This window comes from Actinoplanes sp. M2I2 (assembly GCF_023544445.1).
In the GTDB taxonomy this organism is placed as follows: Bacteria; Actinomycetota; Actinomycetes; order Mycobacteriales; family Micromonosporaceae; genus Actinoplanes.
In genome coordinates this window covers 232,102-251,820 of sequence record NZ_JALPVJ010000008.1, presented here as the reverse complement: position 1 = coordinate 251,820, position 19,719 = coordinate 232,102, and the positions used below count along the sequence as shown (strand labels likewise).

The 19,719-nt window shown below is 70.6% G+C and carries 24 protein-coding genes; 9 read left to right on the top strand and 15 right to left on the bottom strand.

The genetic code is table 11. The annotated features are described in order from the left end of the window. Nucleotides 1-102 precede the first annotated feature (102 nt). Together HJC40_RS18190 and HJC40_RS18185 are read left to right on the top strand one after the other, a co-directional pair. Nucleotides 103-2,535: a helicase-associated domain-containing protein gene (locus HJC40_RS18190; protein WP_250002299.1), complete on the top strand. Its 2,433-nt coding sequence runs from the start codon at nt 103-105 to the stop codon at nt 2,533-2,535. Between the two features lie 210 nt (nt 2,536-2,745). Then, complete coding sequence (locus tag HJC40_RS18185; protein WP_250002298.1) at nt 2,746-4,407, top strand: DNA repair helicase XPB; 1,662 nt, start codon at nt 2,746-2,748, stop codon at nt 4,405-4,407. A gap of 2 nt (nt 4,408-4,409) precedes the next feature. On the opposite strand, the gene HJC40_RS18180 is transcribed toward HJC40_RS18185, so the two are convergent. The 4 genes from HJC40_RS18180 to ligD (HJC40_RS18165) are packed head-to-tail and all read right to left on the bottom strand — an operon-like array spanning nt 4,410 to nt 7,052. Continuing rightward, the gene (locus HJC40_RS18180; protein ID WP_250002297.1) at nt 4,410-4,829 is read right to left on the bottom strand and encodes a hypothetical protein; all 420 of its coding nucleotides are present in this window, start codon (nt 4,827-4,829) and stop codon (nt 4,410-4,412) included. After that, entirely contained in the window at nt 4,826-5,170 is a 345-nt protein-coding gene (locus HJC40_RS18175) for a PadR family transcriptional regulator (protein WP_250002296.1), read from the bottom strand. The genes HJC40_RS18180 and HJC40_RS18175 overlap by 4 nt, the downstream gene beginning before the upstream one ends. 33 nt (nt 5,171-5,203) lie before the next feature. After that, nucleotides 5,204-6,112: a non-homologous end-joining DNA ligase gene (gene ligD / locus HJC40_RS18170; protein WP_250002295.1), complete on the bottom strand. Its 909-nt coding sequence runs from the start codon at nt 6,110-6,112 to the stop codon at nt 5,204-5,206. Further along, nucleotides 6,102-7,052 carry a non-homologous end-joining DNA ligase gene (ligD, locus tag HJC40_RS18165; RefSeq protein ID WP_250002294.1) on the bottom strand — a complete coding sequence of 317 codons (951 nt, stop codon included), beginning with the start codon at nt 7,050-7,052 and terminating at the stop codon, nt 6,102-6,104. Before ligD (HJC40_RS18165) ends, ligD (HJC40_RS18170) begins: the two co-directional genes overlap by 11 nt. Nucleotides 7,053-7,144: 92 nt before the next feature. On the opposite strand from ligD (HJC40_RS18165), the gene HJC40_RS18160 reads away from it, so the two are divergent. Then, complete coding sequence (locus tag HJC40_RS18160) at nt 7,145-8,077, top strand: Ku protein (protein ID WP_250002293.1); 933 nt, start codon at nt 7,145-7,147, stop codon at nt 8,075-8,077. A gap of 13 nt (nt 8,078-8,090) precedes the next feature. Further along, nucleotides 8,091-8,579, top strand: a complete 489-nt coding sequence (locus HJC40_RS18155; RefSeq protein WP_250002292.1) for an NUDIX domain-containing protein — start codon at nt 8,091-8,093, stop codon at nt 8,577-8,579. 11 nt (nt 8,580-8,590) lie between these two features. Here HJC40_RS18155 and HJC40_RS18150 read toward each other — a convergent pair whose 3' ends face one another. From HJC40_RS18150 to HJC40_RS18130, 5 genes are read right to left on the bottom strand one after another with little or no spacing between them, the layout of a single operon-like run. After that, nucleotides 8,591-8,872 carry a hypothetical protein gene (locus HJC40_RS18150; protein ID WP_250002291.1) on the bottom strand — a complete coding sequence of 94 codons (282 nt, stop codon included), beginning with the start codon at nt 8,870-8,872 and terminating at the stop codon, nt 8,591-8,593. A gap of 2 nt (nt 8,873-8,874) precedes the next feature. Continuing rightward, nucleotides 8,875-9,459: a hypothetical protein gene (locus HJC40_RS18145; RefSeq protein WP_250002290.1), complete on the bottom strand. Its 585-nt coding sequence runs from the start codon at nt 9,457-9,459 to the stop codon at nt 8,875-8,877. Between the two features lie 24 nt (nt 9,460-9,483). Continuing rightward, nucleotides 9,484-10,728, bottom strand: a complete 1,245-nt coding sequence (locus HJC40_RS18140; RefSeq protein ID WP_250002289.1) for an MFS transporter — start codon at nt 10,726-10,728, stop codon at nt 9,484-9,486. Then, nucleotides 10,725-11,294 carry a TetR family transcriptional regulator gene (locus HJC40_RS46150; protein WP_250002288.1) on the bottom strand — a complete coding sequence of 190 codons (570 nt, stop codon included), beginning with the start codon at nt 11,292-11,294 and terminating at the stop codon, nt 10,725-10,727. The genes HJC40_RS18140 and HJC40_RS46150 overlap by 4 nt, the downstream gene beginning before the upstream one ends. Further along, nucleotides 11,291-11,851 carry a sugar O-acetyltransferase gene (locus HJC40_RS18130; protein ID WP_250002287.1) on the bottom strand — a complete coding sequence of 187 codons (561 nt, stop codon included), beginning with the start codon at nt 11,849-11,851 and terminating at the stop codon, nt 11,291-11,293. Before HJC40_RS18130 ends, HJC40_RS46150 begins: the two co-directional genes overlap by 4 nt. Before the next feature lie 43 nt (nt 11,852-11,894). Here HJC40_RS18130 and HJC40_RS18125 point away from each other — a divergent pair, with 43 nt between their 5' ends. After that, nucleotides 11,895-13,007, top strand: a complete 1,113-nt coding sequence (locus tag HJC40_RS18125; protein WP_374272090.1) for a geranylgeranyl reductase family protein — start codon at nt 11,895-11,897, stop codon at nt 13,005-13,007. On the opposite strand, the gene HJC40_RS18120 is transcribed toward HJC40_RS18125, so the two are convergent. The 5 genes from HJC40_RS18120 to HJC40_RS18100 all read right to left on the bottom strand — a co-directional run bounded on the left by HJC40_RS18120 (nt 13,004) and on the right by HJC40_RS18100 (nt 15,881). Beyond that, on the bottom strand, nt 13,004-13,537 hold the full coding sequence (locus HJC40_RS18120) for a DUF6226 family protein (protein ID WP_250002286.1): 534 nt from the start codon (nt 13,535-13,537) through the stop codon (nt 13,004-13,006). The genes HJC40_RS18125 and HJC40_RS18120 overlap by 4 nt on opposite strands. 60 nt (nt 13,538-13,597) lie before the next feature. Next, entirely contained in the window at nt 13,598-13,792 is a 195-nt protein-coding gene (locus HJC40_RS18115; RefSeq protein ID WP_374272087.1) for a DUF397 domain-containing protein, read from the bottom strand. A gap of 315 nt (nt 13,793-14,107) precedes the next feature. Continuing rightward, a complete protein-coding gene (locus HJC40_RS18110; protein ID WP_250002285.1) occupies nt 14,108-14,302 on the bottom strand; it encodes a DUF397 domain-containing protein in 195 nt (64 codons plus the stop codon). A gap of 61 nt (nt 14,303-14,363) precedes the next feature. Further along, nucleotides 14,364-15,236 (bottom strand): helix-turn-helix transcriptional regulator, encoded by an 873-nt coding sequence (locus HJC40_RS18105; RefSeq protein WP_250002284.1) that lies wholly within the window; start codon nt 15,234-15,236, stop codon nt 14,364-14,366. Between the two features lie 195 nt (nt 15,237-15,431). Beyond that, nucleotides 15,432-15,881 (bottom strand): DUF6232 family protein, encoded by a 450-nt coding sequence (locus HJC40_RS18100; protein ID WP_250002283.1) that lies wholly within the window; start codon nt 15,879-15,881, stop codon nt 15,432-15,434. A gap of 388 nt (nt 15,882-16,269) precedes the next feature. Between HJC40_RS18100 and HJC40_RS18095 the strand changes: the two genes are divergently transcribed. Together HJC40_RS18095 and HJC40_RS18090 are read left to right on the top strand one after the other, a co-directional pair. Next, entirely contained in the window at nt 16,270-16,728 is a 459-nt protein-coding gene (locus tag HJC40_RS18095; RefSeq protein ID WP_250002282.1) for a DUF2231 domain-containing protein, read from the top strand. 209 nt (nt 16,729-16,937) lie between these two features. Beyond that, nucleotides 16,938-17,282, top strand: a complete 345-nt coding sequence (locus tag HJC40_RS18090) for an SAM-dependent methyltransferase (RefSeq protein WP_250002281.1) — start codon at nt 16,938-16,940, stop codon at nt 17,280-17,282. A gap of 12 nt (nt 17,283-17,294) precedes the next feature. Here HJC40_RS18090 and HJC40_RS18085 read toward each other — a convergent pair whose 3' ends face one another. Next, nucleotides 17,295-18,062, bottom strand: a complete 768-nt coding sequence (locus HJC40_RS18085) for a BTAD domain-containing putative transcriptional regulator (protein ID WP_250002280.1) — start codon at nt 18,060-18,062, stop codon at nt 17,295-17,297. Between the two features lie 145 nt (nt 18,063-18,207). Between HJC40_RS18085 and HJC40_RS18080 the strand changes: the two genes are divergently transcribed. Together HJC40_RS18080 and HJC40_RS18075 are read left to right on the top strand one after the other, a co-directional pair. Then, nucleotides 18,208-18,828, top strand: coding sequence for a DUF4255 domain-containing protein (locus HJC40_RS18080; protein ID WP_250002279.1), 621 nt, complete (start codon nt 18,208-18,210; stop codon nt 18,826-18,828). Continuing rightward, nucleotides 18,825-19,709, top strand: a complete 885-nt coding sequence (locus tag HJC40_RS18075) for a hypothetical protein (protein ID WP_250002278.1) — start codon at nt 18,825-18,827, stop codon at nt 19,707-19,709. Before HJC40_RS18080 ends, HJC40_RS18075 begins: the two co-directional genes overlap by 4 nt. The last annotated feature ends 10 nt before the right edge of the window (nt 19,710-19,719 follow it).

The following is a 19,719-nucleotide window of genomic DNA, read 5'->3' as shown; positions in this document are numbered from 1 at the left end:
ACTGTGTCTAGGTGCTGCTGCGGACCTGCGTCCCGGCAAGATCCTGAGCCCGGACGAGCCGGGCACTCCAATATCGTCCCACGGTCGCTAGCGTTGAACACGATGGCCACCACATTCGCCGACCACCTGCGGTCGCTCCCGGACGAGGCGCTGGGCGCGCTCGTCCAGCTGCGCCCTGACCTCGTCGTGCCCGTGCCGGCCGACATCTCCGCGCTCGCCGTGCGGGCGCAGTCCCGCGGATCGGTCGCGCGCTGCCTCGACGGCCTGGACGAGTTCACCCTGGCCGTCCTCGACGCCGCGCGGCTGAGCCGGTCGCCCGAAACGGCGGCCAGCTCGGTCGACGAGATCCTCGAGCTGTCCGCCGACGTCGCGCCCGAGGACGTCCGGGCCGCGATCGACCGTCTCCGGGTCCGCTTCCTGCTCTACGGCGGTGAGGACGAGCTCCACCTGGTCGGCGCGATCGACGAGGTCACGTCGCCCTACCCGGCCGGGCTGGGCCGGCCGGCCGACTTCCTCGACCCGCGGGCCGCCGCGCTCGGCGCCGACAAGGCCAAACTTCGCCGTACGGTCCTGGCCGCCCCACCGGGCGCCCGGGCCGTGCTCGACCGGCTCGCGGCCGGCCCACCGATCGGCGCGCTGCGCCGCGACGCGGTCGCCGAGCCGGTGCGGTGGCTGGTCGACAACCATGTGCTGGTGCCGATCAGCGAGGCCGGCCGGGCGCCGCGGGCCGACGGCGAGCTGGTCGAGCTGCCCCGCGAGGTGGGCCTGCTGCTGCGCCGCGACACCGGCCCGCTCGGCGCTCTGCGGCCGTTCCCGCCGATCCCCGAGGGCGCCGTCCGCGATCCCCAGTCGGTCGACTCGGCCGGTGCGGGCCAGGTGATGGAGGCGGTGCGCAGCACCGAGTCGTTGCTCGACGCGCTGGCCGCCGAGCCGGCCCCGGTGCTGCGGGCGGGCGGTCTGGGCGTACGCGACCTGAAGCGCCTCGCCCGGACGGCCGGGCTCGACGAGCCCGGCGCCGCGCTGCTGCTCGAGGTGGCCCACGCCGCCGGTCTGCTCGGTGAGGCCGACGCCGCCGGGAGCACCCGCTCGGTCAGCGTGAGCCGGGCGTCCGGCGCGGTCGACGAGATCTTCCTGCCCACCGGCGCGTACGACCTGTGGCGGGCGCTCAGCATGGCCCAGCGCTGGGTGGCGCTGGCCCGGTCGTGGCTCGCGATGACCCGCCAGCCCGGCCTGGTCGGCCTGCGCGACGACCGCGACCGCCCGATCAACGCGCTCGCCCCCGACGCCGAACGGGCCGGCGCCCCGCAGGCCCGTCGCGAGGGGCTGCTCGTGCTGGCCGACCTCAAGCCGGGCACGGCTCCCCAGGTCGACGAGGTGCTGGGCCTGTTGGCCTGGCAGGCGCCCCGGCGCGCGCGGGGCCGGGAGGCCGCTCACCGCGACGCCCTGGCCGGCGCGGCCCTGCTCGGGGTGACCGCGCTGGGCGCGATCACCTCGTACGGCCGCCTGCTGTTCGAGGACGTGGAGGACATCGGCGGCGACCCGCTGGGGGTCCGTCCCGGCCCGACCGAGCCACCGGGCGATGTCGTCCGCACGCTCGACGCGCTGCTCCCGGCCCCGGTCGACCACGTGCTCGTGCAGGCCGACCTGTCGGTCGTGGTGCCCGGCCCGCCCGAGCCCGAGCTGGCCGCCGAGCTGGACGTGATCGCCGAGCCCGAGTCGGCCGGCGGCGCCAGCGTGTTCCGGGTCACCGCGCCCAGCGTGCGGCGGGCGCTCGACGTCGGTTACACGGCGGCCGATCTGCACGCGCTGTTCCGGCGCCGGTCGCGCACGCCGGTGCCGCAGACGCTGACCTACATGATCGACGATGCCGCCCGCAAGCACGGCGGGCTGCGGGCCGGTTCGGCCGGTTCCTACCTGCGCAGCGACGACGAGGCGCTGCTGGCCGAGGCGATGGCCGACCGGCGGCTGGGCGCACTCGGCCTGCGCCAGATCGCGCCGACCGTGCTGGTCAGCCCGTTGCCGGTGGCGAGGCTGCTGGGCGGGCTGCGGGACGCGGGCTTCGCGCCGGTCGCCGAGGACGCCGGCGGGGCCGCCGTGCTCGTGCGGCCCAAGGTCCGGCGCGCTCCCACCCGTACGTCGGTGGCCTCCCGCCTGGCCGACCAGGCCGGGCCGCCGCTGCTGGCCGGCCCGCGCCTGGCCGGCGTGGTGGAGCAGATCCGCCGGGGCGACATCGCCACCCGGGCGGCCCGCCGCGCCCCGGTGAGCGTGCGCGCGGCCAACGGGCAGGGGGTTCCCGGGCTCACCTCGGTGCAGCAGCACGGGCAGGCGATGGCCGTGCTGCAACAGGCCGTACGGGAGAAGGTCCGGGTCTGGGTGGGCTATGTCGACTCGCACGGCGCCACGTTGTCGCGGCTCGTGCGGCCGGTGTCGCTGAGCGCGGGCTATCTGCGCGCCGAGGACGAGCGCACCGAGACGCTGCACACCTTCGCGCTGCACCGCATCACCGCCGCCGTCCCCGACGAGCAGGAGAACTGAGCCGCGCGGCCGCCCCGGCGAGCAGGACGATGTGACGCGCGCGGGTCGCACACCCCCGTCGGGTGCGACCCGCCTCCCCCGCGCTCTCTATCAACGCCGTCAGGGGCCGGGAGGTTGCACCGATCCATCGACGCGATCGGGAACCGGGGGCTTGCGCCGATCCCGTGTCACACTGGAGGGTCGGTTTGAGCTCTTCGAAGGGTGTCACACGTGAGCGACGGACCACTGATCGTCCAGTCCGACAAGACCCTCCTGCTGGAGGTGGACCACCCGGACGCGCAGGCGTGCCGGATGGCCATCGCCCCGTTCGCCGAGTTGGAGCGGTCTCCCGAACACGTGCACACGTACCGGCTGACTCCGCTCGGCTTGTGGAACGCCCGGGCCGCCGGGCACGACGCCGAGGGCGTGGTCGACTCGTTGATCAAGTTCTCGCGCTACCCGGTGCCGCACGGGCTGCTGGTCGACGTGGCCGAGACGATGGACCGCTACGGGCGGTTGCAGCTGGTCAACGACCCCAGCCACGGCCTGGTGCTGCGCGGTCTCGACCGGATCGTGCTGGTCGAGGTGGCGAAATCCAAGAAGCTGGCCGGCATGCTGGGCGCCCGGATCGATGACGAGACCATCGCGGTGCACCCGTCCGAGCGGGGCCGGCTCAAGCAGGCGCTGCTCAAGCTGGGCTGGCCGGCCGAGGACCTCGCGGGTTACGTCGACGGCGAGGCCCACGAGATCGACCTGGCCGAGGACGGCTGGACGCTGAGGTCGTACCAGCAGGAGGCCGTGGACGGCTTCTGGGCGGGCGGCTCCGGGGTCGTGGTGCTGCCCTGTGGCGCCGGCAAGACGCTGGTCGGCGCGGCCGCCATGGCCACGGCCAAGGCCACGACGCTGATCCTGGTCACCAACACGGTCGCCGGCCGCCAGTGGAAGCGCGAGCTGATCGCCCGCACCTCGCTGACCGAGGAGGAGATCGGCGAGTACAGCGGCGAGCGCAAAGAGATCCGCGCGGTCACCATCGCGACGTACCAGGTGCTCACGTCGCGCCGTGGCGGCGCGTTCACCCACCTCGACCTTTTCGGCGCGCGCGACTGGGGCCTGGTCATCTATGACGAGGTGCACCTGCTGCCCGCGCCGATCTTCCGGTTCACCGCCGACCTCCAGGCCCGCCGCCGGCTCGGCCTGACCGCCACCCTGGTGCGCGAGGACGGCCGCGAGGGCGACGTGTTCTCGCTCATCGGACCGAAGCGCTACGACGCGCCGTGGAAGGACATCGAGGCGCAGGGCTGGATCGCGCCGGCCGAGTGCGTCGAGGTGCGGGTCACGCTGACCGACGCCGAGCGGATGGCCTACGCGGTGACCGAGTCCGAGGAGCGTTACCGGGTGGCCGCCACCGCGCGCACCAAGCTGCCGGTCGTCCGCGCCCTGGTCGACAAGCACGCCGGTGAGCAGGTCCTGGTCATCGGCGGCTACATCGACCAGCTGCACCAGCTCGGCGAGTATCTCGACGCCCCGATCATCCAGGGCTCGACGACGAACAAGGAGCGCGAGCGGCTCTTCGACGCGTTCCGCTCGGGCGAGTTGCGGACGCTCGTGCTCTCCAAGGTCGGCAACTTCTCGATCGACCTGCCCGAGGCGGCGGTGGCGATCCAGGTGTCGGGCACGTTCGGCTCACGGCAGGAGGAGGCGCAGCGGCTCGGCCGGGTGCTGCGGCCCAAGGGCGACGGCCGGCAGGCGCACTTCTACACGGTCGTCTCGCGGGACACGATCGACACCGAGTACGCCGCCCACCGGCAGCGCTTCCTGGCCGAGCAGGGCTACGCCTACACGATCGTCGACGCCGACGACATCCTCGGCCCGGCGCTGCCCCAGATCGACTGAATTCAGGACGACTGGACAGTGGGAGTCGGCGCCACCGCCGTTTCGACCGGGCCCACGCTGCTGCCGCTCTCCCGGCCCAGGAACATGGCGCCGGCACAGAGGAACAGGACAGCCAGGACGCCGGCGGCGACGGCGACGTAGAGCCAAAGCCTCCGGCCCGACAGCGGGGATCGGGCCGGGGGCTGCGGCCGGGTGCCGGCCTCCTCGTGGGCTGCGGCGGCCACCACCTCGGGGCTGCCGAGCCTCTCCAGCACCTCGATCACCTCGCCCTCGCTGGCCAGGTGACGTTCGGCCTGCTCGGCGGCGATGTGCGCGGCCAGGTCGGCCAGCAACTCGCGGCGTTGCAGCACCGGGAGGCCGGCCAGTCGCTGGTCGACCTCGTGCAGATATTCGGTGACGACGTCATTCTGTCGGGTCTTCATGCGGCCTCACCGGTTCCCACAAGTCGGTCGACGGTCTGTCGAAACGAAACCCATTCCGTACGGAAGTGGTCGAGCGCGGAGCGGCCGGACACGGTCAGGCCGTAATAACGCCGCGGCGGGCCGCTCGGCGACTCCACCCATTTGCTTTCCAGCCAGCCCGACCGCCGCAGGCGGGAGAGCAGCGGATAGATCGTGCCCTCGCCGACGGCCAGGCCGGGCTCCTCGCCCAGCCGTCGGACGATCTCGTTGCCGTACCTGTCCTCGGTTTCCACCATGGCCAGGACACAGAACTCGAGCGTGCCGCGGCGCAGACTCGTCGCCAACTGCGAGACATCTGCCATGCGCCACACAGTACCTTGCGACGCAAGGTAGCGCTAGACCGGCAGGGCCGGCCCCGGCTCGAGCAGATCCTTCATCAGGTCGCCGTGCTCCTCAACGCGCTCGAGCACCTCGTCGGCGCGGTACTGCCGCGGCTCCCGGGCGCCGGTCGCCACGGCCTCCACTTCCTCCCAGGTCAAGGGAGTCGAAGCGGTCGGCGCCTCCTGCGCCCTCAGGGAGTAGGGCGTGACCGTGGTCTTGGCGGCGTTGTTCTGGCTCCAGTCGATGAAGATCTTGCCCGGCCGGATGGCCTTGGCCATCTTGGCGGTGATCGAGCCGGGGACCATCGCCGCCAGCTCCTCCGCGACCCGTTTGGCGTACGCGGAGACGAGCTCGGCGTTCTGCGTGCCCGAGATCGGGCAGCACAGCTGCATGCCCTTCTTCCCGGACGTCTTCGGGTACGCCGCGACGCCGTCCTCCTCGAGCCGGTCGCGCATCAGCATCGCCACCGCGCTGCACTCCCGCAGCCCGGCCGGCGCCCCCGGGTCGAGGTCGACGACGAGCAGGTCGGGGTCCTCGCCGATGCGCCACTGCGGCGTGTGCAGCTCGAGCGCGGCCAGGTTGGCCAGCCAGACCAGGGTCGGAAGCTCGTCGACGACCACGAAGTCGATCGTCTCGCGGCTCTTGGTCGACCCGGGCACCGGCAGCGTCGCCAGCCGGACCCACTCCGGCGTACCCCCGGGCTTGTTCTTCTCGAAGAAGTGCATCCCGTCGACGCCGTTCGGGTAGCGGATGCGGGTGACCGCACGGTCGGCCAGGTGCGGGAGCATGACCGGGGCGATCCGCGTGTAGTAGTCGATGACCTCACCCTTGGTGAACCCGGCCGCCGGGTACATCACCTTGTCGAGGTTGGACAACTCCAGGTCGCGGCCGTCGATCGAGATGGGGAACCGGTCACCGGCCATCGTCGTCCTCCTCCGCGCACTCCTCGGGAGACTTGTCGTAGCGCAGCCGCAGGTAACGGGGGAAACGCAACCGGCCGTCCGGTGTCCGGTTGCCGTAGCGCACCTCGACGACCAGCTCCGGACGTACCCAGTGGGCTCCGCGGGAATCCTCCCGGGGCACCGCCCCGGGCGCGAACGGCGACTCCCGCCGGGCCAGCGGCTCGAGCGCGGCCAGCAGCTCCTTCTCGGCGACCGCGCCGATGCCGCCGCCGACCCGCCCGCGGAAGGCCAGACCGGCCGGGGTCGGAACACCGACGAGCAGGCCGCCGAGCTTGCGTACGCCCGCCCGCCAGCCGCCGATCACGTAGTCGCCGGTCCGGTCGAACTTGACCTTGACCCAGTCCGGCGAGCGGCTGCCCGGCAGATAGACCGAGCTGTCCCGCTTGGCCACCACGCCCTCGAGGCTGTTCTCCCGGGCCGCGTCCGCGGTGGCCGGCCCGTCGCCGAACGACGGCGGCACCATCCAGCTCGATCCGGCCAGCCCGAGCTGCTCGAGTTTCGCGCGCCGGGCCTGATAGGGCAGCCCGGTGCAGTCCCGGCCGTCGTGGAAGAGCAAGTCGAAGATCATGTACGTCACCGGGAGCGTCACGGCCAGGCGGGCGGCCCGATGGCGCTCGCGCACGTGCATGCGCTCGGCCAGGGCGGTGAACGAGGGCCGCCCGGCCGCGTCGAGCACCACCATCTCGCCGTCGACCAGCGTGCCCTCCGGCAGCCGCAACTCGGCGATCTCGGGGTACGCGGCGGTGACGACCGCTCCGGAGCGCGCGAACAGGTCGGGTGGACCTCCGGCGAAGAGGGCGAGAACCCGCACCCCGTCCCACTTGAACTCGTAGCTCCACCCCGGCCCGGCCGGCAGCGCGCCGGCGGTCGCCAGCATGGGAGACAGCGGCGCACCAGGCACCTGATCACCATAGGCAGTAGGGAACACCTTACGCAGGGGTCTCAGTGATGCCATCCTGATCAGGACGTCCACCCGCGGGTACAGGAGTAGTGATGCGAGCGATCTGGAAGGGCGCGGTCTCCTTCGGGCTGGTGTCCATCGCCGTCAAGCTGTTCTCGGCGACCGAGGAGAAGGACATCCGGTTCCACCAGGTGCACCGCACCGACGGTGGCCGGATCAAATACCAGCGCACCTGCTCCATCGACGGCGAAGTGGTCAGCTACGACGACATCGCCAAGGGCTACGACATCGGCGGCGGCGAGATGGTCATCCTCACCGACGAGGACTTCGCCGATCTGCCGCTGACCACCTCGCGCGCGATCGACGTGCTGGAATTCGTTCCGGCCGAGCAGATCGACCCCATCCTGTTCGCGAAGTCGTACTACCTGGAGCCCGAGGGCCAGGCGGCCAAGCCGTACGTGTTGTTGCGCGACGCCCTGCAGGACGCCGACCGGGTGGCCATCGTCAAGATCGCCCTGCGTCAGCGGGAGCAGCTGGCCACGCTGCGGGTGCACGACGGCGTGCTGGTGCTCAACACGATGCTCTGGCCCGACGAGGTACGCACTCCCGATTTCGGCTTCCTCGACGAGGACATCGAGACCCGCCCGGCCGAGCTGGCCATGGCCAGCTCGCTGATCGACTCGATGGCCGGCAGTTTCAAGGCCGACGAGTTCACCGACAACTACCGGGCCGCCCTGCAGGAGGTCATCGACGCCAAGGTCGAGGGCCGCGAGATCGTCCAGCCGGAGGAGACCGAGGAGGCGCCGGCCGCCGCGGTCGACCTGATGGCGGCGCTCAAGGCGTCGGTCGAGCGGGCCAAGGCGGCCCGCGGCGAGACGGCCCCGGCGCCCGCCAAGGCCCCCGCGTCATCGTCACCGCCGGCGCCGGCCAAGAAAGCAGCCGCCAAGAAAGCCCCGGCCAAGAAGGCCGCCACCAAGAAAGCCACGCCCGCCCCCGCGAAGAAGGCGGCCCGAAAGTCGGCGTGACTAGAGTTGGCCCGTGGCATTGACGTGGGCCGAGTCTTATCTCGGCAAGGTGCGGGCGAGCGTCGGGGATTCCGACACCATCCTCTTCGTCGGGGCGCGCGGCGTGATCCTCGACGACCAGAACAGGCTGCTGCTGATCCAGCGCTCCGACAACCATCGCTGGGCCATCCCGGCCGGGGCGATGGAGCTGGGCGAGAGCATGGAGGACTGCGCGATCCGCGAGGTGTGGGAGGAGACGGGGCTGCGGGCCACGTCGCTGACGCCGTTCGCGTTCTACAGCGCCTACACCTACACGAACGACTACGGCCACACCTACCAGCAGATCCTCATGTCGTTCCGGATCCACACCTGGGAGGGCGAGCTGCTGCGCCAGACCGAGGAGTCGGTCGACGCCGGCTTCTTCCCGCTCGACGCGCTGCCCGGCCCCAAGTCGTTCGTGCTCGACGAGACCCTCGCCGACCTCGCCCAGTTCGAGTCCACCGGCCGCCTGGTGCTGAAATAGCGGTCGCCCGCTCAGCGCACCTCGACCGGGCGGGTGAAGTCGTGACCGCAGGGCAGCACCACAAAGACGACCGACTCGACCAGCAGGGACCCGTCGTCCAGCTCCTGGTAGTCCAGCGGCTCGGCGTTGACGTCGGTGACCACCTTGCCGCAGGTGGGACACCGGCCGTCCGCGGTCACCACGCCGAACACCTGCGCGGGCAGCGACTCGACCGCACCGGCGTCCGAGGGCTCGGTGTCCTCGGTCGCCTTCTGCGCGGCCGTCAGGGAGGGACGAAGGTGGGGCTTGGCCATGGTCAGGCTCCGGTCGGATAGGCGGCCGCGACCTCGTCGAAGGTCATGGTCAGCGGGCGGGGGTCGACGTTCAGCGCGTGCAGGACGGCGTGGTGCCGCTCGACCGCACGCCCGCCCGGACGGCTGAGCGCGGCTTCGAGCGCGTCCTTGTCCACCGGGCCCACGCCCAGCGCCACGAACGCGACCGGGTCGGCGCCGAAGGGTCCGGCCGGCGGTGTCTCATCCGGCAGGTACGGCCGGCCCAGCATGTCGTACAGGATCTCGTTGTCGTCGTCGTCCCAGCCCTCGACGAGGTCGGCCTGATCCGACAGGTAGTCGTGGTAGCCGCGACCGGCCCGGAAGAGCAGAGCCACCAGGACGTCGGAGTCGAAGACGTTGAACGACGCCGCCACCCCGCCGTCGATCGAGCTCAGGTGCTGCGCCAGCCCTTCGGTCTCGGCGTAGACGCCGTCCTCCTGCACCGGCACCACGGCCCACCGGCGCTCGGCGACCGGGACGATGACCGCCTCCTGATGCCAGGCCGACACGGCCGCCCGGAGGTCGGCCAGGTCACCGGCCGCCAGGATCGTCTGATAACTGCTGCCCACGGCCGCGATCGTACGCACCGCGACTCACGACGCGTCCGCGGAATCCGGCAACGGCTTGACCGCGCCCGCGATGGTGATCGAGACGATCAGCAGGACGGCGACCGCGACCAGCGCGTTCTTGACCGTCACGTGGTCGCCGAGGAAGCCGATCAGGGGTGGGCCACCGAGGAACGCGCAGTAGCCGATGGAGGCGACGACGCTGACCCGGGACGCGGCGTGGGCCGGGTCGTCGGCGGCGGCGCTCATCCCGACCGGGAAGCCGAGGGACGCCCCCAGCCCCCAGAAGAGCGCGCCGACGAAGGCCATCGGGGTGGTCGGGCCGAGGATGTACAGCGCCAGGCCGGCGAGGCTGACGGCGGCCAGCACGCGGACCACCGGCACGCGGCCGTAGCGGTCGAGCAGGGCCGGCCCGAACCAGCGGCCGGCGGTCATGGCGGCCAGGAAGAGCGCGAAGGCCAGCGTGCCGACCGCCGCCGACGTGCCGTAACTATCGATCATGGAGAGGCTGATCCAGTCGATCCCGGCACCCTCGGTGAAGGCGAACGCCAGCACGAAGACGCCGACGACGAGCGTGCGTGGTTCACGCCAGGTAGCCAGCGCGTCCGAAAGGCCGTTGCGCTTGGTGACCGGTGCGGTCGAGCCGACCATGGTCGGGTCGGAGGGGGTCACCGCCGGCGCCGGGCCGGCGTCGTCGGGAACGAAGGCGCGGACCGCGACGACCACGATCACGGCGATCAGCACCGCGGTCACCGCGAGGTGGAGGGTGACCGAGACACCGATCGCGACGGCGGCCGCCCCGGCCAGGGCGCCCGCGACCGTGCCGATGCTGAAACCGGCGTGGAAGCGGGGCATGATGGCCTTGCCGAGGCGGCGTTCGACGATGGCGCCCTGCACGTTCATGCCCACGTCCCACGCGCCGTTGGCGAAGCCGAACGCGAAGAGCGACAGCATGACCGGCAGCACGCCGTGTTCGTAGCCGAACGAGACCGCGAACAGGGCCGCGCCGAGCAGCACGCCCATCGTGGCGACCGTCCGGCCGGAGCCGAAACGGGCGACGATCTGCCCGGCCAGCAGCAGCGACACGATCGAGCCGGCGGCCAGCGCGAGCAGCACGAGCCCGAGGCGCGACGGGGTCAGGCCCAGTTCGTCCCGGACCTGCGGGATGCGGGAGGCCCAGCTGGCGGCGGCCACGCCGGCCAGGATGAAAGCGGCGTAGACGGCGCGGCTCGCCGCCCGCACCTCCGGCGCGCTCTGCACGGTGGACGTCACTGGGGCACTCCGAGGAAACGGCCGACGATCGTACGGGTCTCCGCGCGGTCGCAGGTGGCGGTGGACAGGATGAGGTGCATGACCAGCCCCTCGATGACCGCGTCGATCCCTCGCGCGGTGACCGGATCGATGAACCGCTCGAGCACGGTTCGTGAGCGGCGCATCCAGGCGTCGGTCACGCCGCGCAGGGCGGGGTTGCGCAGAGCCGCGAGGTAGAGCTCGTACGACACAGCCCAGTCGTGCGCGTCGCCGCCGGCGTCCCCGTTGATCAGGTCGGTGACCGCGTCGGCGAAGCTCGCCAGGTCGGTGACGCCGTCGAAGTGGGCCTCGTAGCGCGGTGACATCAGCTCGGCGTGCCGACGGAAGGCCTGCTCGAGCAGGTCCTCGACGCTGTCGAAGTGGTAGGTGATCGAGCCCAGCGGCACGTCCGCGGCGGCCGCGATGCGCCGGCTGGTGGTGCCCGCGACGCCGTGCTCGGCGATCACCTCGATGGCCGCCTGGACGATCCGGCTCTTGCGGTCGGGGTCGTACCGTCGCGGCGACCGGGCCGCGGGCACGGCGGTCACGGCTCCACCGGCCGGATCACGCGGGCCGGGTTGCCCACGGCGACCACGTCCGGTGGCAGGTCCTTGGTCACCACGGCTCCCGCCCCGACCACCGTGTTGTCACCGATGGTCACTCCCGGCAGGACGATGACACCGCCGCCGAGCCACACGTTGTCTCCGATGACGATCGGCGAGGCCGCCTCCCACTTGTCACGCCGGGGCCCGGCGGCGACCGGGTGCCAGGCCGTGAGCAGCTGCACGTTCGGCCCGATCTGCACGTCGTCGCCGATCGTGACGGTCGCCACATCGAGGCTGATCAGCCCGAAGTTCGCGAACGTCCGGGCGCCGACGAAGGTCTGGTAGCCGTAGTCACACCGGAACGGCGGACGGATCTCGCTGTCCTCGCCGAAGCCCCCGAGCAGCTCGGTGAGCAGCTCACGACGCAGGGCGTGATCCGTGGGGTCGGCCGTGTTGAGGCGATGGGACAGCGCCGAGGCGCGCGCCATGTCGTCGAAGAGAGCCGGATCGTCGGCCCGGTAGAGCTCACCGGCGAGCATGCGCTCGCGCATCGTGGTCATGCGTACGAGCGTACATAAGGTTGCCCGATTACACTTCCGCCCCGTGATCGTGGAGCCGGCTTGGGATGTGGCAGTGGTGGGCGGCGGACCGGCCGGTCTGTCCGCGGCGCGTGCGGCCGCGGCCGCCGGAGCCCGCACGATCGTGCTCGAGCGGGCCGAGCACCCGCGCTACAAGACCTGCGGCGGCGGCCTCATCGGCACGTCCCTCACGTACGCCGCCGAGCACATCGACGTGCCCGCCCGCGACAAGATCACCGCATTGACCTTCACCCGCGCGGGGCGGCACTCGTTCACCAGGCGCGCCGCCGGTCCGGCCCCGTTCCTCACCCTGGTCCGCCGCGACGACTTCGATCACGCCTGGTATGCGGCCGCGGTGACCGCCGGCGCCGTGGTGCGGCAGAACACTCAGGTACGGACGGTCGACCAGGGAGTTGTCACCCTCACCGACGGTGAGCAGATCACCGCCCGGGTCATCATCGGGGCCGACGGCTCGGCCGGGGTCACCTCGCGCTACGTGGGCGTGACCTTCGCGCAGCAGGACCTCGGGCTCGAGGTGGAGCTGGCCGCCACGCCGGCCGACCGCGCGGCCTGGCGGGGCCGGGTCCTGCTCGACTGGGGCGCGTTCCCCGGATCGTACGGCTGGGTCTTCCCCAAGGAGGACGAGCTCACCGTCGGCGTGATCATGACGAAGGGGCACGGCGCCGAGACGAAGGAGTACCTGACCGACTTCCGCGAGCGCCTGGGCCTCACCGACCGCGAGGTGCTCCGCGATTCCGGCCATCTCACGCGCTGCCGCAGCACCGGCTCCCCGCTGCGGCGCGGCCAGGTCGTGGTCGTCGGCGACGCCGCCGGCCTGCTGGAACCGTGGACCCGCGAGGGCATCAGCTACGCCCTGCGTTCCGGCGCGTGGGCCGGCGCCAACTGGAAGACCCTTCCCGAGTACGAGCAGCGCGTGACCACCGAGCTGGCGCCCGAGATGTCCGCGGGCAGCCGCATGCTCGCCGCCTTCTCCCGTCACCCCCGCATCGTGCACACGGCGATGGCCACCCCGCTCGGCTGGCGTGCCTTCGAGTCCTTCTGCCGGGGCAACCTGTCCATGGCCAGCGTGATCGAGCGCCGCGGCATCCGAGCCCTGCTGACGCTGTTCCGCGCCTAAGGCGTGTCGCCCTCCGGGTGAGGGCGAGGCGGCCACGGTGCCCACTGCACAGCCGCGGCAAAGCCGCTGCGCCGGGCCTCTCGGGCATCCGCCCTGGTCAACGGCCCCTCCCGGCGCGCGTTGATGCCCCGGCCGATGAGCCGGCTCTCATACCAGGAGCCACCGACTCCGCGCCGGACACGCTCCCACAGGCCGCCCTCCACCAGAGCGGAAGCTTGCAGACGAAGAAGATCGGCCAGCTGGGCCGGGTCCTCGTCGCACACTTCGCACGCACACCCCGGCAGCGTCTCGACCCACCAACGGCCGAGACGTAGAGCGACTCCCGGCGTCTCGGTGAACGCGACAGCAAGCGGCGCGGCCGCCGGCGTCCGCGGCATGAGTCTTTCCATCCGCACCAGCGCGTCGGCCGGTGCCAGGAGCTCCTTGCTCTCCCGGCGGTCGACCACGTACCGCTGCGCCAACTCCTCCAGCAACGCCTCAGCCGTCTCTTGGAGGACGGCGAAACGAGCACCGCGCGGGTCAGCCCTCACCAGCGCAGTATGCCGCCCTCGGCCGACGGCCCACCAGCGCTTCGCCAGGACTTCCGCACATCAGGAAGAAAACTCCCCCTCCTTGACGCCGTCGAGGAAGGCCTCCCATTCATCGCCGGTGAAGGACAGGACCTCATCCGGGTTCTTCGAGTTGCGGACCAGAACGTGGCCGCCGGTGAGGGCCACCTCCACGCAGTCGCCGCCCGCGCAGCGTTTGGCCTTGCTCCATCGCAGATTCTCGGTCATTTCGATCATCACGCACCTCCGCGCCGGTTCCCGGATTCCACGGTAAGCGTCCGTTTCCAGATCCGGCGGGAATGAATATCGTGAATGCTGGCCGAAATAAGAAATAAGACCGGTATGCCCCACCAAAAGGGCCGCTCTTACCCGGATCCGTCCGTTTTACGGCACACGTGCGGACGGTGATCGCGCTACGTCGGTCCGGACCGGACGACCGATGCTACTCGGCTCCTCCAACCCGGAAACGGCACCGATGATCCCGGGGCGACATGACAACGCGACATGCCGCCCCGGGAAAGCGCCGCACCGGCGCGAACGCGACGAATCCGATCAGAAGCTGAACTCGTCGGCCTTCACGCCGGCGACGAACGCGAGCCACTCGGCCTCGGTGAACGCGTGAGCCGGGCTGTCGGGGTTCTTACTGTCTCTGACCAGATAATGACCGTCGACCTTGGCCACTTCGACACAGTTTCCACTGGCACAACGGCTGCTCTTACGCCACTGGGGCGACTCGACCTCTCGCACGTGAATCTCCAAGCCTTTCGCGCATAGTTTGAGAAAAGAGTGAATCGCTATTAATTTAGGTTCAACTTCGACGGTCCGGAGAGATCGCCTCGAGAGTTTCTATGCGCTTCTTGACGAACGCGATTGTGTCGCTTTCATTGTCAGCCGCTTGCCAAAGTTGTTCAAAACGTCTTCGGTGCCGAACTGTCTCGGCACGATTTTCGACCGTCTCGTCCATCACGCCGTTCTCGCGATACATGATGTCGCTGTCCGGGCGGCGCGGGTCGACGGTCAAGAGCTCGAAGCTGCCGTTGTTGGCGATGGTCATCCCCAGATCGAAGGGAAGCATCCGCAGCTTGACGAGCCCACGACCAGAAAGATCAACGATCTGCCGCAGCTGATCGATGAAGACGGTGATCCCGCCGATGGGCCGCATGAAGACCGACTGATCGGCAAGAACGAGATATCGCAGAGGCGAAGTGCGCTGCAACATCGCGTCGCGGCGCTGACGTCGGATCTCGACCAGGGCGTCGACCTTCGCCTGGGAGAACTCGCCGTCTTCCGACCAGGTGCCGGTCAACGCGGCCGCGTATTGCGGCGTCTGCAACGGGCCATGGACGTAGTAGACATTGAACGACCGCAGTTCCGTCGCCTCCGCCTCGTACTCCAGGAAGCGGCGGAACGCATCGGATATGTTGTTACGGAAACGCGGCTCCTGCCACCAGGCGTACGCCCGCTGCGAACGGGTCCGCGCAATACGCGCGTCAGCGAGAAGCGAGTCGACAACCGATTTCTCGCGGACGCCGAGCAGAGCCAGCAGGCCGCGCAGGTCATTGATCGAGATCGAGACCTCGCCGTTCTCGATGCGAATGACCTTGCTGAGGGACCACTCCATGTCCTCGGCGATCTGCGCCTGGGTGAGCGGAATCGCCTCACGAGCCTCACGTATCGCCATGCGTACACGTCGGCGCGCGATCGTAGGCGAGTCGCCCTCGGCCATTTGTCCTTCACCGTTGAAGTAGGTCCGGCGTAACACGTCAGCAATCTGCCACCTCGCTGACTGCCAAGTAGCACTCAGCGAGGTTGCTGGCAGATGCTATTACCGTCCTATCAGACGAGTGACACCGGGGTGGGGTTTCGCTCAACAAGGTCAGGCGGCAGCGAGGTCGAGTCCCTTACCGTGCGGCCGGGTGTTCTCGATGGCCCTCCGTAGAGCGCGCTTGACCTGCCCGAACTGGCGCTCGTCGCCGCAGGCGTAGAGGACCACGACCGCCCCCCGGTAGGACGCGTGAAGTTCCCACCCTCGGGGACGGCGGACCATGGACGGCACGGTGAAGGCGAACGGAACCAGCACGGCGAGAAGCCCGATCGCATAGGCGGTGGGAGGCTCCAGCAGCGTCCACCCGGCGCCGACAGCCGCGACCGTACCGGCGGCGACCGCCAGCACCGCGGCCGGAGAGGCCGGCTGCGCGGCGACCCGCGCTTCCCCGACATTGCGAAGATCGCGCACGACGAAGCTCTTGGCAGGTGTCCCCCGCCAGATGAACAAATCGTCGGTAATCATCGCATCGGGGCCGTCATAGTAGGTACGTTTGCTCATGGCGCACTCCTCACCCCAACTCCTTGCGAGGAACGGGGTGGCCCAGCCACGATGACGTTAGAAAGACCTGTTCCCGCCCGCTCGTTCGAAGTCACCAGAGAACGTTCGCAGAGGCGAGAACGGCACCCGGTTGCCGCCGGGTGCCGTTGTTGTGAACTGTCTCCCCTCGGGCACCGCCCTCGTTGCCCTGCAACCAGTAGAGCATGCCGTACGGCTGTCCGCCATAACTCAATCTGCCACGTTGCAGATTGCGTACAAGCCGAGTCAGCATGAGTGGCGCGTCACCCTGACCGGCTTGTGGCGTTTCATAGATGAACCGGCCGGGTAGGGCACCGTTGGATGCCACTGTTGAACCTGTGAAATCGCAGGTGGAAGGGCGATGAGCCGCATGGAGAGCCGACTGAAGATCGCTGGCCAGGCGGTGCAACCCATCCTGGTGTTGTTCCCCCTCGGGTTGTTCGCGATGGCCGTCATCTTTGATCTCGCCAATCTGCTCGGGGCCCCGGCAATCGTCGGATCACTGGCCTATTGGAACCTGGTCGCCGGCCTGGTGGGAGGCATCGCCGCCGCCATCGCGAGCGCCATCGACCTGGCCTTCGTGCGCCGGGCCGACGCCAAGCGCATCGGCGTGCTCCGCGTCCTGCTCAACATGGGCGTGCTCTTCCTCTTCGCAGTGATCGTGATGGTCCGCGTCGGCGACCCCGACCGCCAGGCCGGCGTCGGCCTGTTCCTGCTGGAGCTCATCGCGCTCGCCATCTCCGGGTTCGGCGCCTGGTTCGCCGGCGAGCTGGCCAACGGGCGTACGCCGGCGTTCGCCCGCGCGGCGGTCGGGAACCGCGGCTACTGACCCGAAGCCGAATACGGCTGGGATCTCAGGCGGCGCTGCGGGGCCGGCACGGCACTGGGTTGTCAAGGAGATCCTGCCGACTGCCATCCCGTTCGACGTGAAGGCTAGTGCGGTTGGCGAGGGCCAGACCCTGGTGACTCTGTCCAGCGTCGAGGACTACGGGCTCGGCGAGGAGCTACGCGTCCTGTGGGAGTTGGAAGCCGGCCGCCGTGTCCTCGACGCCGCACTTCATCGGCGACGAGCACGACCCGTGGGGCCTCGTCGAGCAGCTCCTGGCCGCGCTGCCGGCGGGCAGCTACCTGGCGGTGTCGCATCTGACCGGTGACTTCCGGCCGGAGGCGTGGGACAAGGTGGCCGAGGTCTACCGCAAGCAGGGCGTCACCATGAAGGTCCGCTCCCGGCCCGAGATCGAGCGTTTCCTCACCGGCCTCGACCTGGTCGAGCCCGGCCTGCGCATCCTGCCGGAGTGGCGCCCCGAGCTGGGCGAGCCGACCGCCCCGGCGCCGTCCGACGCCCAGGTCTCCGTCTACGGCGCGGTCGCCTGTAAGCCCTGACGCTGCTCGCTCTCAGACCGTCGGGACCGCGCCGACCAGGACCGGGGGCGGATCGGAGACGTCCGGCAGCCAGGGCGACAGCAACGCCTGGAAGCGCTCGGACGGCGACAGGCCGAGCTCGCGCCGCAGCAGCTCGGCGAAGCGATGGTACTGACCCAGCGCCTCGCAGATGTTTCCCTCAGCCAGGTGAGCCCGCACGACGACCCGGTGTGCGCTCTCCCGGAGGGAATCCATCGCGATCCCGCGCAGGCCGATCTGGATCGCCTCGCCGATCCGGCCCTGGTCGATCAGCTCGCACGCGCAGCGCTCGAACATGTGCAGGCGCAGCTGGCGGATCCGTTCGCGCTCGTTGACCAGCCAGTCGTCGTACCAGTCGGGCAGCAGGTCCTCGTGCAGCACCACGTTCACGTCGACGTCGTCGATCAGCTCCAGCGTGCGGCCGACCGAGGTCAGCTCGCGCAGTCCGTCCTGGACGTCGACCCAGACGGTCGACATCAGGGTGACATGGCTCTTCGACGGCCGGACCAGCGCGCAGTGGATGCGCCGGATCCGCCAGATCGCCGAGCGCAGGTTGGCCTTGGCGCGCTCCTCGGAGGCGTCCGGCCACAGCTGGCCGGCGGCGAAGGTACGTTCGACCGGCGCGCCGGTGAGTGCGAGGAAGGCCAGTAACCGCTGGCCGGCCGGCTGGATGTCGACCGCGTTGCCGTCGACCAACAGCACGAAGCCGTCGAGCAACCGCAGCCGGATGATCGGTGTCTCGTCGCGCGACTTCGTGTCCATGGGCTTCCGCGCCTCCCCGGCCGTCGTTCCCGTGACCGAATCCTCCCGCCGCGATCGTCACGGGAACGTCACCCGAAGAGGCTTTTCAAGTCAACTGTCGGGGAGGTGACGCTGGAGTGACGGGTGCCGCCAACACTCCGGATCCATGGCCGGCTTTGGAACCGTGGCCGCGGTCGCGCTGAGCGTCCGCGAGCAGTTGAACCGCTGCTTCGTGGCCATGGACGAGGCGAACGAGGACGCCTTCCGGGCCCGGCCGGTGGCCCGGCTCGTGCAGACCACCGACTTCGCGAAGATCAACGCGGACGCCGACAATCCGATCCGGTTCCCCACGCTCTCGATCTTCGTGTGGCGGGTGGACATCAACCGCGCCACCCGCGCGCCGTGGGCCGCGGTCGCCGCGCAGGACGGGACGATCCACCTTCCGCTCGACGTCCACCTGCTGCTCACCGCGTGGGACAGCGACATCGAGAACGAGCTGCGCATGATCGGCGCGACGATGCAGTGCCTGGAGGCGCGGCCGGTGCTGGCCGGGCCCCGGTTGCATCCCTCCGGGGGCTGGCGGCCGGGCGAGGCGGTCCAGATCGTCAACGAGGATCTGGTCACCGAGGACGTCCTGCGCACCTTCGAGACGCTGCCGGTCGACTACCGGCTGAGCGTGGCCTATCTCGCGCGGGTGGCGCGCATCGACGCGCCGGCGGAGCCCGGGCACCCGGACGTCCTCGCCGCCGTCCGCGGGCTGTCGCCCTCCTCGGCGTCGCTGCCATGACCATGCCGCCCGGCAATCTGTTCGTCCCGGCCCGCTACGCCGAGACGATCGTCCGGCTGGGCATCGGCGTGGAGCTGATCGACGCGCTCAGCACGTCGCCCGGCTATCCCGGCGAGCGGTTCCCCCGGCCGGTGACGGTGCTCGACGAGAAGCGCCCGGCGCCGTTGCACACCTGGCGGCGCTGGCCGCCCGGACTGACCTTGGACGATGCGCTGACCGCGCTGACCCGCCACCGCAGCGGCCGGTTCGCCCGCCTGGGCCGGGACGTGGACGATCTCACCGTACGGGTGGTCGAGCCGCCCGGGCCGGCGGGGCGCGCCCTGGTGCCCCGGCGGCTGCGACTCCGGCTCCACCACGATCCGGTTCCCGCCGACCCGCCCGACCCGCTGTACCGGCGGATCTTCCGGGTGCACCTGTTCCCCGGCGCGGCCGGCGGGCCGGGACCGGGCGCCACGGTGATCCGCGGCCGGGTCACCCGACCGGACGCGGACGGGATCGCCCAGCCGGTGCGCTGGGTACGGGCGGTGGCGCGCGACGAGGACGGCGACGACCTCGGCTGGGCGCACGGGGACGACCGCGGCGAGTTCACCCTGATCGTCACCGGGCCGGACGGCGTGCTGACCATGCCGCCCGACCTGTTGCCGGTGCTGGTCACCGTGACCGTGCCGCCGGATGGCGTTCCGCCGCCGGGCGACCCTCTGGTCCCTCAGGTCGACCCGATCTGGGACCTGCCGGTGGAGACCACCTTCGCCGACGCCGACCCGCTCACCGACCCGGTGCGGACCGGCCGCTCGCTGTGGGACGGGCCCGAGTCCGGTCCCTTCGTGGCCGAGCTCGCACTCGGCCGGGAGACCTTCCTCCCGATCGCCATCACCCCGTAACCGCGAGGAG

Bases quoted from the DNA above. Each gene is read 5' to 3' on its own strand.
- HJC40_RS18100 (WP_250002283.1), bottom strand. From the start codon at position 15,881: ATGAGCAAACGTACCTACTATGACGGCCCCGATGCGATGATTACCGAC.
- HJC40_RS18115 (WP_374272087.1), bottom strand. From the start codon at position 13,792: ATGATCGAAATGACCGAGAATCTGCGATGGAGCAAGGCCAAACGCTGC.
- HJC40_RS18085 (WP_250002280.1), bottom strand. From the start codon at position 18,062: ATGGACACGAAGTCGCGCGACGAGACACCGATCATCCGGCTGCGGTTG.
- HJC40_RS18105 (WP_250002284.1), bottom strand. From the start codon at position 15,236: ATGGCGATACGTGAGGCTCGTGAGGCGATTCCGCTCACCCAGGCGCAG.
- HJC40_RS18190 (WP_250002299.1), top strand. From the start codon at position 103: ATGGCCACCACATTCGCCGACCACCTGCGGTCGCTCCCGGACGAGGCG.
- HJC40_RS18175 (WP_250002296.1), bottom strand. From the start codon at position 5,170: ATGGCAGATGTCTCGCAGTTGGCGACGAGTCTGCGCCGCGGCACGCTC.
- HJC40_RS18180 (WP_250002297.1), bottom strand. From the start codon at position 4,829: ATGAAGACCCGACAGAATGACGTCGTCACCGAATATCTGCACGAGGTC.
- ligD (WP_250002295.1), bottom strand. From the start codon at position 6,112: ATGGCCGGTGACCGGTTCCCCATCTCGATCGACGGCCGCGACCTGGAG.
- HJC40_RS18130 (WP_250002287.1), bottom strand. From the start codon at position 11,851: ATGACCACGATGCGCGAGCGCATGCTCGCCGGTGAGCTCTACCGGGCC.
- HJC40_RS18150 (WP_250002291.1), bottom strand. From the start codon at position 8,872: ATGGCCAAGCCCCACCTTCGTCCCTCCCTGACGGCCGCGCAGAAGGCG.
- HJC40_RS18095 (WP_250002282.1), top strand. From the start codon at position 16,270: ATGGAGAGCCGACTGAAGATCGCTGGCCAGGCGGTGCAACCCATCCTG.
- HJC40_RS18160 (WP_250002293.1), top strand. From the start codon at position 7,145: ATGCGAGCGATCTGGAAGGGCGCGGTCTCCTTCGGGCTGGTGTCCATC.
- HJC40_RS18080 (WP_250002279.1), top strand. From the start codon at position 18,208: ATGGCCGGCTTTGGAACCGTGGCCGCGGTCGCGCTGAGCGTCCGCGAG.
- HJC40_RS18075 (WP_250002278.1), top strand. From the start codon at position 18,825: ATGACCATGCCGCCCGGCAATCTGTTCGTCCCGGCCCGCTACGCCGAG.